General features: G+C 45.2%; 9 protein-coding genes. 6 read left to right on the top strand and 3 right to left on the bottom strand.

Translation table 11 applies throughout. The features are described 5' to 3' along the window. The first annotated feature begins 10 nt into the window (after window positions 1-10). Genes KJW29_RS24095 through KJW29_RS24085 form a run of 3 tightly spaced genes read left to right on the top strand, consistent with a single transcriptional unit; the run spans window position 11 to window position 7,354 of the window. Window positions 11-424: an SMI1/KNR4 family protein gene (locus KJW29_RS24095; RefSeq protein ID WP_214626551.1), complete on the top strand. Its 414-nt coding sequence runs from the start codon at window positions 11-13 to the stop codon at window positions 422-424. 38 nt (window positions 425-462) lie between these two features. Further along, window positions 463-5,268 carry a right-handed parallel beta-helix repeat-containing protein gene (locus KJW29_RS24090; RefSeq protein ID WP_214626550.1) on the top strand — a complete coding sequence of 1,602 codons (4,806 nt, stop codon included), beginning with the start codon at window positions 463-465 and terminating at the stop codon, window positions 5,266-5,268. After that, window positions 5,228-7,354 (top strand): dynamin family protein, encoded by a 2,127-nt coding sequence (locus KJW29_RS24085; RefSeq protein WP_214626549.1) that lies wholly within the window; start codon window positions 5,228-5,230, stop codon window positions 7,352-7,354. The genes KJW29_RS24090 and KJW29_RS24085 overlap by 41 nt, the downstream gene beginning before the upstream one ends. Window positions 7,355-7,906: 552 nt before the next feature. On the opposite strand, the gene KJW29_RS24080 is transcribed toward KJW29_RS24085, so the two are convergent. From KJW29_RS24080 to KJW29_RS24070, 3 genes are all read right to left on the bottom strand, one after another. After that, window positions 7,907-9,265, bottom strand: coding sequence for a hypothetical protein (locus tag KJW29_RS24080; protein ID WP_214626548.1), 1,359 nt, complete (start codon window positions 9,263-9,265; stop codon window positions 7,907-7,909). Window positions 9,266-9,335: 70 nt separating this feature from the next. Continuing rightward, window positions 9,336-9,644 carry a hypothetical protein gene (locus tag KJW29_RS24075; protein WP_214626547.1) on the bottom strand — a complete coding sequence of 103 codons (309 nt, stop codon included), beginning with the start codon at window positions 9,642-9,644 and terminating at the stop codon, window positions 9,336-9,338. 25 nt (window positions 9,645-9,669) lie between these two features. After that, complete coding sequence (locus tag KJW29_RS24070) at window positions 9,670-10,029, bottom strand: zinc-ribbon domain-containing protein (protein ID WP_214626546.1); 360 nt, start codon at window positions 10,027-10,029, stop codon at window positions 9,670-9,672. A 1,756-nt stretch (window positions 10,030-11,785) separates the two neighbouring features. Here KJW29_RS24070 and KJW29_RS36925 point away from each other — a divergent pair. The 3 genes from KJW29_RS36925 to KJW29_RS24055 all read left to right on the top strand — a co-directional run bounded on the left by KJW29_RS36925 (window position 11,786) and on the right by KJW29_RS24055 (window position 13,174). Then, on the top strand, window positions 11,786-12,124 hold the full coding sequence (locus KJW29_RS36925; protein ID WP_425517454.1) for a JAB domain-containing protein: 339 nt from the start codon (window positions 11,786-11,788) through the stop codon (window positions 12,122-12,124). A gap of 97 nt (window positions 12,125-12,221) precedes the next feature. Then, window positions 12,222-12,419, top strand: coding sequence for a hypothetical protein (locus KJW29_RS24060; protein WP_214626545.1), 198 nt, complete (start codon window positions 12,222-12,224; stop codon window positions 12,417-12,419). Between the two features lie 407 nt (window positions 12,420-12,826). After that, entirely contained in the window at window positions 12,827-13,174 is a 348-nt protein-coding gene (locus tag KJW29_RS24055; protein ID WP_214631457.1) for a hypothetical protein, read from the top strand. The last annotated feature ends 171 nt before the right edge of the window (window positions 13,175-13,345 follow it).

The following is a 13,345-nucleotide window of genomic DNA, read 5'->3' as shown; positions in this document are numbered from 1 at the left end:
GTTCGCGCGCATGCAATGGTCTGATGAAAAAAAGAGGGCAAGCATATCGGACATGAAAGTAATTGAATCGTCCTTTGACATCCGTTTGCCAGCTCTATATATTGACGTGCAATTACAACATCATGGAGCAAGACCTTGCCTGACCCGTTTTAACACAGACCAAAGAACGGGGGCGGCGATCAAGTCGTTCCTGCCGGTTACCGAGGACTACACTGTCAACGTGTTTGACGTGGCGTCCTGGTTAAGCGGCCGCATTGGAGCGAACATGATCCCTTTCGCGGGGGACTCAGCGGGCAACTACTTATGTTTATATTATCAGTATCGCCAAGGCGAGCCCGTTGTTGTGTTATGGAATCATGAAAAAGAATACACCTATGAATTTGTCGCCGATTCGTTTGGCGAATTTCTCGGATTGCTTTATTAGAGGAAGGCGGACTTGAATGAAGGGAGCAAGCATAACAGATGTCATTCGGCTATACCGGCCATCTCGATCGAATATACGACTTACTAGCCAGCTGCTTGAATATGGAGCCAGCGCTGCGTGACATTATTGATCCAAGCAAGCTAAAACCGGAGCCTCCAGACAGCAGCCCGTTTACTGTTGCTGTTATTGGAGCGATGAAGAGCGGAAAGTCTACTTTTATTAACGCGCTGCTAGGCACCGACCTCATGCCGAATGAGACCGAAGCATGCACATTAACGACAACGGATGTCATTCATGCCCCGCATGACGGGAAGGTGGCCAAACGTTTCGCTGACCGAACGGAATTTATAATAGGCGAGCAGCTCGCGGTAAGCTTCCATGAAGATGTCCGCGACAGCAGAAGAAATCCTCAGCATGAGCCGTACTTCTACGAGGTGCGGTACGAATTGGATGCACTGAAAGACAGGGCGCCCAAAGCGATGCCATTTCACCTCATCGATACTCCCGGCATTAATGAGATGGAGCATGGCGGATTGACGAAAGCCCATATCGAATCTATCTTTCATCAGTCGCTCTCGAGAGCAAAGGTTATTATATACATTATCGATACGCAGTATTATCGGGCAGAAGAAAACAAAGAGATCTTATCCTCGCTCCGACGGTTGCGGCCGGATCTTGTCCCGCATGTTATCTTTGCGCTTAATAAAGTGGATCGTTTAGATGAAAGCAAGGACGCAAGCATAGTTCAATTCGTCGAGGACGTGAGGGAAACACTGCGCGCATGGGGATATGAAGGCAATCCGATTTATCCCGTAAGCGCGAGAAAAGCTCTCATAGCCCGACTGACCCCAAAAGGAGAGCTAACGGAGTCACAAAGACGAGTCATGCTCTCGTACATGCCGGAACGGACGGTTCTGATCGACGGGGAGCACATCATGGTCAGAGCAGCTCCAGAGAAGAACCATGAACTGATATTCGAACAAAGCGGTTTCTCTGCATTAGAAGAGAAAGTACTCGGTCATCTCTACGATCATATAGAGCTTGAAGCGGAGAGAGAGGCAGGCAATAGACTCTCGTCCACTCTGCGCTTTTATTCGAATATAATTGATCAGCTGCAAGATGCAACCCATTCGGACATGAAGGGGATCACAGAGCGAATTGAGCGTGGTGTTCGTCAGCTTAAAGCACTTGAGAACATCATTCTCGCTTTGGAGGAAGCCATTCATGATTTTGAAGGCTTAACGAAGAAGGCCTCAACGGAGCAGACCGCGCTTAACGCGCACAAATATAACGTACCGTCCATTCCCGTCCCTGTCGCTATGAGTTCCGGGGCTGCCTACCCTGCTTCGTCGTCTGCTAGGGAGGCAGGTCTTCAGATCTTTGACGCGTGGTATGAGGATATGGCCTCGAAATACCCATTACAATTGTACAATTCGCTTAGAAGCGAGCTATCGACGATAGGAAAGGGCAATTTCTTTGGCGAAACGGCAGCTGCTTTCGGGAGAAGAGCGCAAGAATTGAATCGGCAATTAATGACGCTCCAGCAGGAATTAGGCGAGCGTCTGCGTCTTGATGCATTGCCGGAATCGCTGATAGTACATCCAGACATGCTCCGCGAGCACCGTGCGGATGCGGTCCAATTGCACCAACAGCAATTTCGCAATGAAATTGTGACTGAAGCGCATACGAAAAGCTTTTTGCTATTTTTTACGGACACGAATTATTCGTATTCGATTGCAAGCGCCGTACAACATGCCAAGCTGGCGATGGGAGAGGCGCTCAAGAAGTATGATAGAAAACTGAAAGACGAAATCATTCAAGTGAAATACGAACGCTACCCTAAAGCTTTGTTGTCCTTGGTTATCAGCCCTATAATGGAAGCGTTGACTCGAACTCAATCAAGTATAAAAGCAATCGACGCGGAGTTGGCCGGATACGAAAGCGAGATCCAATCCAAATCGATTTTCTTGAGCACTGCACGGCAGACGAATGCCTTCTTGCGACACACGGCTTCACTAATGCAAATGGAACCTGTCAGGTTGCCTGAAAACGGCGTGCTAGACTCCTTGATCCGAAGCGCAGGCCCCGATGAACTCATCCAGCTTCCTGCCGGAACATTCACAATCAAGAGGAGGCACGAGCTTAAGCACGGTCTCGTCATACGAGGAGCAGGGAACGATACGGTCATTCGATTGGAGTCCAAAGGCGCGTTCAATTTAGCGAGTGAAGAAGCGCTGTTCTCCATGGAGAAGGTTCGTTTAACCGTTCACTCTTCCGGCCCGGCGGTAAGTCTTCGAGGCCGATTCGCGACCTTTAACGAATGCACCTTTGAAGGCGAGCTCGGGCAGATAGGCTTACGCCTGGAAGGAAATCTGGAAGCGGAGATTCGGAACTGCACATTCAATCGCTTTTCGGTCGGTATCGAGGCATCGGATCATTGCCAATTGCGGGTATACGGAAGCCATTTGACGGAATGCAAGCAGAGCGGGATAACAGGATCCGGTGGAAGTATAGTTAAATTAAACGACACCCGCTTCGAAAGGAATGGGACAGGCGTGCAATTCGCCGGGAAAGCAGGGGGGACCATAACGGACTGCGAGCTCGCAGTCCATACAAGTTCCGCTGTGCATGTGACGGACGAGGCGATGCCGATCATAAAAAGTGTCATATTCAAAGCTAATGCCACCGGATTAGCAGCCGACGGCGCGTCGGCTGCCTACGTATCAGGCAATCAGTTTCACCAGAACAAGAAGGCGGGCATTGCGGTCCGAGGGCAAGCTATGGGAAAAATCTTGAACAATCTATTCGAAGACAATACCGTGGGAATCCAATTCGAGAATGAAGCAAATCCGGACATCTATGGAAATGAATGCCGGAGTAACCAGACGGGGATGCTCGTGCAGGGCACAGCTGCGGGGAAGCTCCACAATAATACTTACAGAAATAATAGCCGGTTCGGAGTTGAAGTGAGAGAGAGCGCGAAGCCTGAGGTAACGAACAATAGATTCGAGGGCAACGAGGCAGGAATATGCATAGGCGGCTCAAGCGAATCGCAAATGGACCTTAATACGTGCGTGGACAACCGTCTGGCCGGCATCGTCGTGCTAGACAAGGCACAGCCTAGGCTATCTCAGAACCAATGCGAGAATAACGAGAACGGCATTGTGCTTCAAGGTCAGTCTGAAGCGAAGTTATTCAATAATCGGTGCATTGGCAACCGGGCCGCCGGAATAGCCGTCAGCGAAAGCGCGGCAGGAAACTTCAGCAATAACGTCTGTTCGAACAACAACATTGGAGTTATGGTCAGCGGGGCTGCTAAGCCTAGTCTTCAAAACACAGTCTGCGAGAACAATGGAACAGGAATGGCCGTCACCGATCAAGCGTTGCTGAAGAGCCATGGTGGAGCCGTTAGGCAAGGAAAGGTCGGTTACGTAATTTCCAAGAAGTCCTCGGCCGTGATCGAGAACGGGGAATGCTCGCATACCGATAAAGGAGTAAGTTGTTCAGATGAGGCTGAGTTGACGCTCCATCGCTCGCGCTTTGCTTATCACGCCGACACAGCTATTACCCTCGCAGGTAGCTCGTTATGCACAGCGTCGGAACTTAAGGTGTCTTCCTGCGCCACGGGCATCTTGGCCAAAGAGGACGCTGCCGTCAATTTTCACTCCATCCATATCCAAGGTGGATCGACGGGAATGGAGTTGAATGGACGGACAAGCGGCTCGCTTCATTCATTGGACATTGCGAGTTGTTCGGGTGACGGCATTCGAATTCGAAGCAACGGAAAACTTCAGGTCGAAGAGAGCTTCTGCAGCGGAAACGCACAGGGTATCGCCATTTACGATCAAGCTGTTCCGGTGCTTGCACGGAATAGGCTGATGCGTAATAAAGTTGGCTTGATTTATGGGGACACGGGCGCCGGCGAGGCAACGGAGAATAGTATAGAGTTCAACGCTGTCGGCATTATGTGCAGGGGAAGCAGCCATCCCGTTCTTACCGGCAACAGCATCCAAGAGAATGAGATTGGCATGCAAGCGAATGGTCGTGCCGGTGCGATTATTCGGGAGAATCGAGTTGACAGGAACATGGAGAGAGGCATACTTCTGCTTGGGAGCAACAGTGCTTGTATCGTCCAGAGGAACACCGTGACGGGCAATGTGAAGACGGGTATCTACATAGGTGAGCAAGCATGTCCCGAGCTCGTCGACAATCGGGTGTCTGGCAGCGAAATCGGAATTCTGAGCGAGGACAAGGCGGAATGCGTCATTCGTTCCAACCTGATTAGCGTCAATCAAATCGGACTGAGAGCCGACGGTCGAACGAGTCTGGTGCTCTTGTCCAATACCGCCAGCGAGAACGGACAAGGTTTCTTGCTCAGCGGCAACGCGAACGTGAGAGCTGACGGAAACAGCATTGTCAAAAACCGGTCGACAGGTATTCATGTAACAAGGGAATCCGTCGCGTCAATCGTGAATAATAGAATAAACGAGAATGGCGGCGATGGCATCCGGGCTGAAGATGACGTCCAAATTGTCTTTGAGCAGAACGCAGCGAACGCCAATGGCGGTCATGGAATTTCTTTGAAAAATCAAGCGTCGGGAATCTTGACGAGGAATGAGTGCATGCAGAACGCGATGCACGCCGTCTATGTCGAACGGACGACTTCGATACTTATAAATAAAACGAAGAGCGAAAAAAATGGCGTCAAAGGCATAAGCCGAAGCGGAATTTCAAACCGCTGGAACATGATAATCAGCAAACGCAACACAAAAAAGCGAAGGAATACTCGGAAAGAGGGATCACATGCAGCTCGATCAGATTCAGGGACTCATATCATTGATTGACAAGCTTGAAGCTTTCATTACGAAAGACGATTTTCTCAAAAACGACGAGCGAGCCCAAGCCATACTCGTTCAAACCCGCAGCAATTTGTATGATCGCCGATATGTCGTATCGATCATCGCCGCCATGAAGGCCGGCAAGTCCACAACGTTTAACGCATTGCTCGGCAGGGATCTGCTTCCCAATGAAACTCAGGCTTGTACGGCCGCCATCACCGAAATCAAGCATGCGGGGAAGCGGGGAGAGGAAGTAATTAAAGTATATAAAGATGGCCGCTCCGTCAAAATTTCAGCGGATGCCGAACGTACGCTCGAGCAAAACTTCCATCTGGATGTGAGAGCCTCCCGCGCTACAAACGAAGTACCATACATCGAGAAATATTTTGTGGAAAGCCCCGTGCTTGCTCTCGAACAGACGCAATACCGTGATTTGGTGCAAAATTTTATTCTTGTCGATACGCCGGGACCGAATGAAGCGCAAGTAACGGACGTGGATGTATCCGAACTTCAACGAGTCGCCCTGGAGAAATTAAGGGATTCCGACGCATTGATTATGCTGCTTGATTTTCAAGTATTAAAGACGGACACCAACGCAACCATCTTGAGGAACATCTTCGAGAATCGGGAGGATCTCGCGCGAGACCAGAACAAGATTTATTTCTTGGTCAATAAGATTGATGCCCTGCAGGCCAAAGATGGCACCGTCGAACAGGTCATCGAGAGCGTGCGGAGTTTGATTCGGACGTATGCGCCCGTTATCCAAGATCCTCAGGTATTTGCTTTCTCGGCCAAGCAAGCCCAGCTTGCGCGCAGCGTTATGCTCGGAACGGCGACCGCTGAAGCCAAAGAAGCGATGAAAAAGGATTATGGAGTCAAGTATGCAAGGGAAGTGGAGATGGATGGCGAATTTTTCACCGTAGTTCCGAAACCGGAGCGGTTTGCCGCGACGCTTCTGGAAGACAGCGGCATTCTTCATGTCGAGCGTAATATAATCGACAGAATTTTCGGCACCGCCAGCGTCAAACTGGTCGATAATGCCGTGGACCGCCTGCAGCAGGTCATTGGAAATTCCCGGAATGCCGTCCAATCCCAAATCGAGCTATCGACCCGCAATAACGCGGAATTGTTGACGAACGTTCAAGAGAGCAAAAAACGAATCGAACAGCTTCGCCAAGAAGGGGAAAGACTGAAAGTCATTCCTAAACAGGTAATAGATGTTTTGAAGCAGCGTATTAACGGGATTCTGGCTACCTTGGTTCCTCAGTCAAAAGAGATCCTGAATACCTACATGTCGCGAGAGTATGTCCAAGGCCCGGACCAGAATTATTTGATCGAGCAGGTTCAATCCATGCAACAAACCGTCGTGTCCGCGCTTCAAGTCATGTTGAACCGGGAAACGGATAAGATCCAACGATCGGTCATGGATACGCAAGGGGAAATCAATGACAAGCTCGTTAAAGCCTTCGCAGACTTGTCGGAAGAAGCCAACGCGATAGTCGGCAAAAGAATGAATCTTCAGTTCCAAGTGTTCCGCATGGGCGATTTAGAACACACGATGACCAATCAGATCAACATTGATGAGGAGAACATCGAATCGCATCGGGAAGAGCAGACGCAGGAGCAAGGAAGCATGATGAAGGATGTCCTCAAAGGAGCTGGCATCGGCTTTGGTTCGGGCATTATATTGCCGGGTATCGGCAATATCGCGGGAGCCATTGTCGGCGGGGTAGTCGGATTGTTCAAAAATTTATTCAGCAATCGGGCTAGTGCGCAGGAGATCCATCGCATTGAGCTTGCGCCGATTCGGGACAGTCTCAACCAATATGTGCACGATCATATTGACAAGCTGATCGAAGAGCTCTCGGCCAATATCCACACATCCAATGAACGCTATGTCAAATTCGTCGATGGGCAGCTCAACCTATTCTCCGCCAATCTTAAGAACCAGCTGGACAAGATCATCAGAGACTATGACAACAACAAAGACAACCTGGAGAAACACCTTCTGCATATGAATGAAATAAAGGAAGCGCTCGCCGCGGCGGAGGAAGAATTATCTCACGTTTCATTGCTACAGCCAATCGCATAAGCAAAAGGTTAATAGGTTTAGTTATTTATGAGGGGTCATGCGATGCTTTCCAAAGCCGTTCTCGAACGTATCGTCTATGAGATAGATGCGGCGAGTTTTTGATGATGGTTTTACACTCACTTTCGTAGATGGAAATGAGCTATGTTGCCCAATGTGACTGAAATGAATAATTTTGCTAATGAATTTAAAAAGTCGCCCTCCCTATAATAGGATGGCGACTTTTTAAATAGTGCGTAGTATGGATGAATAGTGAGGAATGACCTTTCATAATATCGTATTTGTCGGCCATGAGGTTTGACATATCTTGATGGGCTGCACTTAATGATGTCAACATTGAATTGGCACTAATGAAGCCAGGGAACATTCCTGGAAAACCATTAATGAATCAATCTTTGTATCTTCGATATTGCTCGATACTGATAAACAACGAACATAGGACGTATGCCGTGGGTGGAGGATTCTCGGACAAAGCCCTCCGATACTGGGATTCAGATGATACACCTGAGAATGGTTAAAAGGCACTCTAAGGCATCAAAATTCCTTTCCCCAAGCTTACTCAAGCCCTTCGAATGTATAAAAGGATTCAATTATGGTGTTCGCTAATTCCTTGTCTTGCTTCTTTACAGTAATTTTTAGTTGATAAATGACTTGATTATCTGATCGAATGAATACTGCGTGATGAAGAGTTGCATCGCTATGAGGAATGGAGTTATGGTATGTAGAAAATTTATTATTGTTTATATCGAGTTTTTTGTAATCGGTTAAATCAGGTGCAAATTCTTCCATAAAGATCGATCCATAAGCAAGTATCGTGGCTCCATCTTTTCCAGTAATCTCAATACCATCGCCATTTGTTGGCTCTTCACCAAGAGTCCAATCTTCTGGATAGTTGATTGTAAAACCGAATCTGCCGTTGCTGTAAGTATTCATTTTTATGGAAGAATTAGCGGGTGCATTAGTTGCTTCAGGTGTTGATTTTGGTTTAGGAGTCGGTGTAGATGCTTGAGTAGCGTTAGGTGTATTAATTGACAACTCTGTGCCGGATACTTCATCGACAAGTTTGCGCGTACTTTCAAGATATATATTTGCATCATTTAAGTATTTATTCATTTTTTCATGGGCAGATACATCGCCAGTAAGAATCCCTCGTTCAAGTTCTTCGGCAGCTAGAATGTAATGATCAATCAGTTTGGCAAAATCTGAGTGGCGGGTTTCATATTTTTTTGGTGGCTTAGCAAGGCCAAAAGTTTCCCGAACGGCTTGTAATTGCAAAATAATAGTTTTAGTTGTATCAATTACTAATGGGTCTTCAATCCCCATCTGAACGGTTTTTATGATTTCAATTAATCCCTCAATAGCAATTGTATAATTCTTGAAATTATTGAGAACAAATGTAGCGTATTCATCTTCATTCATTCGAGAATTTTCCTCGATCTCTTTCATTGCTGCTCTTGTATCAAATTTTTCTTCATATCCATCGACACGATACTCTTTCATAAATACTGATTGTTTCATGTATTTATCGACGCTCTCCGTTACTACGCCAAGTTTTTCAAAGGCGGCCTTATTGCCGCTTTGACTAAAATCAACCATGATATTGTTGAATTCTTTAATTGAATTTAAAAGTAAGGTGGTTGTTTTGTGATCTTCAGCAAATTTAGCTGGCGGTTCAATTTCAAGGGCTTTGTAAAACATATCTAAGACTTCTTTTTGTTTCTTTGCTGGCTCTTTGAGCTGCCAATACTCCCCTTCTATTGCGGTATCAAGAATGGAATTGATATCGTCTATTGCTTGGTCAGACTTATCGAATAACGCATTTAAAGTGTTTATATAATCTTCTTCAGGATTCGATTTGGTACAACCGCTCAATAGTATAGCAAAGCAAATGATAAGTGTAGATACAAATCTCAAAATTCTCCCCCCAAATTGTAGCTGTAAAAAACAGTGATGGGGCACTATCGCCCCATTGTTAAAAGATGCATCAAATCACTTGCTCGTTAATAACATGAAGCAATCGATTGTTCCCGCTTTGACCAGGCACGTAATGTTCTTGTAGATGACAGAGTTGGCATAGCTTATTAGAAAACTGCTGGTGCCAGTTACGTTCAACTTCGGCAACCTTTACTGTAAAAGAGTTGTCATTGATTGCAACAAAATGAACCTCTTCTAGTCCGGTGAAGCCTCTCCAATGGTGATCGAATATAATATGTTTTTTCAAATCATCTTTTTGCTTTTGGTTAAACTTAGTGCCTTCTTTAATAAGTGCAAACTCAACCATTTTAATAACCATAGTTCACCTCTGTTCTTATCAATTATCAATCATTGCTTTGACTTTCCTTATATTTAAAGAATTCTCTCATATCACCTTTATCAAAAGTGTCCCCATCAAAGTCCCAATCATTTGGTACAACGTTATTATTACTTGCTCCACAACTTCCAATAATTATTGCGAATAATAAAATAAAACCTAAACATCCAAGGCAACCAAATAGGCCCTGCTTTGCATCTTTGTTGGTTGTACTATTTGGGTTATCATTGCCCGCATTAACCGCTATGTTTGGCTTCTTCTCCTCTATCGAGTTTTCTTGTAGCTCTTTGGGTAATTCATTTCCGCACTTTGAACAATATGCACTACCATTTGGAACTTCATGACCACACTTGTTACAGTAAGACATGCTAGTCATCACCCTATCTGAGATAATTGTCACCATACGAGTCAATGGAAATCTACGGAAACAATAGGTGTGCTGAAAATATAACATAAAGAGTTTTTTATGGCGATTTTACCGTTAAGTTGATGTTTGTTTTTTCGTGTTCCAAAGCTTCTTCTGAGTCCATCAAGGTTTGTTGCGAACCTGGACGTATAAGGCTTCTAAAGGTGGAATTTCAAACAAGCTAACCATCTTATCTTGCCAGCCAAGTCATAATAAAAACGCAGTAACCGATTCAGTGTGGCGAAGAAGCATTGAAAAGGTTTTCATTGCTTAATAAAACGAGCCCCTCCATTGGTAGGAGAATACGCTTCGAAAAAAAATTAGAATCTTTCGCTTAACAGAACAAAATGATCTTCGAAACCGATGCCAGAGCTTGATTTGTTGGAGGAAATTTAGCTTTATTCTTCAACTTATTATGAAATTGAGTAAAATCTTCAACCGTTCCTTTCGATAAATTAGGCGAGGCCGGCTCTTCAATTGCGTTTATTACATCTAGCTTTTCAAGTAGTACTGAATATAATTTGGAAAGTTGGATGGCAATATGTGCATCCAGTTTACTTATGTTCGTAGTACCAAATTGAGCATTTTTGCTCCTCGTCTGCTCTATTTCAAAACTTAACTCCGTACTCATACCATGCCGGACCGCGCATGTAACGAGAGAGTCAGCCCTTTGCGGATTATTCTGTCCTTCCCAAATATGTCCTCTGGATTTTGATTTATTGAACGCGCTAAACTGCGCCTATCATAACTTTGAAGATTCATCTCGCATAGTGATTGAATGATACTTTGTTATTCTCTAGGAGATGGTGTTTGGCTACTTAACAATACTATTCCTCTCTCCGCAAAATTATTGACCTTCATTGCGTCATTATTAGGTCAATTTTACTACGAGACGACAATTTTATCTACTAGATCTTTCCACATAAAATAGTCTTCCCCATTGAATACCGTAAATATTCGAAAGATAGCATTCATCATTTCTATGAGACAAAATCGTTTTATCAGTTTTTTGAGTCTATTTGTGAGTTATTTGTCCGACTGTCTTCAGTAATCAGCTTATAAATCCATGGGAATACGATGTGTGCATAGAAGTTCGTGGGCAAGTTGTGTGCATGAAATAATTCAAGAAACTTTCGACGTACCCATTTGAACGGTATTTTTTGCAATATCAGTGGGCAGGAATATCTTTGAAAAAACAATGTTACGTATTAATTTAAAATTTATATCTATATTATTATCATGACTATCAATCTGGATTTATAGAATTTAGAGGAGGTACTCAGAAATCAGAGCGAGTTGAAGTTCGATGAGGCTCGATTGAACATCCAGTAGTGAGGAGATGGAATATACTACAAAAATACAAGAAAGGTCCAGACATTCGTATTGAGTTCAACTGATTCATTGTGGTTGGCTTTATTTGTTTTTCATAAAGTATAACTTTTTTTGAGAAGGAGATAAGGAACTTTGATAAAAATCACTTCTGATGACCTGAAATCATTATTAATGTACTCGCTTCTAGAAAAACCAGGAAGTTACATCTTCGAGGAAATTCTTCATCGATTTCATACGTTCGCCGAACTTATTGATGTAACAGAGCAAGAACTTCTCACTATTGAAGGAGTTGGGAATACAAGGGCAAGGCAAATTATAGCCACGCTCAAGCTTTCCCGCTTCATTTCAACTCCGTTGCCTGATATAGATACTATTCGTTCCCCCCGTGGACGTTTACAAACTGTTAGAACCGGAATTTCGGTATCTAAAACAGGAGCAGTTCGTTTGTCTATTTCTCAATACAAAAAATGGGGTAGTTGCAAAAGAAGTTATATCAATCGGTTCTTTAAATGCGTGCATTGTTCATCCAAGGGAAGTTTTCCGTCCTGCCATAAAAAGAAGCTGTGCATCGATATTATGTGCGCATAATCATCCAAGTGCTAATCCAGATCCCAGTCCGGAAGATAACTCAATTACAAAACGATTAATTGAATCAGGAGCGATAATTGGAATTGAGGTACTTGATCATATTGTAGTTGGTAATGGCACATATGTAAGTTTATAAGAGCGGGGAGTTATATGAAGCGGAATTTCAAGTCGTACAGTATGGCTAAACAAAAAATCTATTTGTATCTTGAAGCATGACCGGCAAGTCTGCGCCCATGATGGACGAACGTTTCAAGCTTGTCATGTCCATTCTCGTCTATATGAGCCAGGCCAGCTTTGTGGAGCATAAAAGGCAATGGGTTTTCGCCATTTTCCGCATGATCGAGCTGACGGCCGAGCACAGTCTCGTGCCCGAATCCGGACATGGCTTCGCAGGCTACGCGCTGCTGTTGGATTACGTTTCATCGTTATGATACGGCTTACCGCTGGGGAAAGGCTGCCTGCGACGTTGCACGAACCAAACCGGATATCTAGGCCCACGTGTATAGCGAGTTCTCGATTTGTTTCCTGAGTTGGCGCAAGCATGAGCCAGACTTTCTGATGAAATACGAAAACGAAGTGAGAGATTCCGTGATTCAGACTGGCAATCTGGCCTTGTTTAACTGGACGTTGATGTTTAACTGGGCGTTACAGATTGAATTCAGCTACCCTTAGGATCAATCTATGAAAGTATGATGGCCAATGCCGGCTTTTTTTATTGCCGAAAGCTGACAATCATATCCAGCATGCAGCAATGCTCGCTGACTTGCTTGCGAAGCTGACAGGGAGAAGGTCGGAGCGAGATCCATTTCCACCGATTGCCGGTCATGGAGATGTGGCCATGGACTTGGTAGCGAACGCGGATAGCTTTGTTCGAAGCACGAATTTGTGCATAAACCTCTATATTACGAGTTATTTATTCGGTGATTATAAGAAAGCTCTGCGGGCGCTTGATCAATGCGAGATTATGATTCGGTCGAACCCCAATCAGATTTTGGATATATCCAGCCAGCATTATTATGTTGTTCTCGTGCTAAAAGAAGCTTTACGGGACCGCGACCGATACGGAACGCAATGTCTACGTCCATCGGATCAAACGGAGTTTGTCGGCTCCAGGGCGTTGGCAAAGAAGGTTCAGGACATCATCTGCACAAATACCAGTTGGCCAAGGCGGAGTTATCCCGACTGATGTGCGATTATACGGCGGCGGAGACGGCGTATGCCGCAGCACTGAATGCTGCGTACGAAGGCGGATTCTTGCACGATTACGCCATGATTGCCGAATGCTACGCCAAGTACGATATTGCGCGAAACAAGCCTGTGATTTTAAGGTATTACATGAACGAAGCTTACGATTATC

Source organism: Paenibacillus agaridevorans (assembly GCF_018604145.1).
GTDB classification, from domain to species: Bacteria; Bacillota; Bacilli; order Paenibacillales; family Paenibacillaceae; genus Pristimantibacillus; species Pristimantibacillus agaridevorans.
This window is presented reverse-complemented; position numbering and strand designations above follow the sequence as displayed.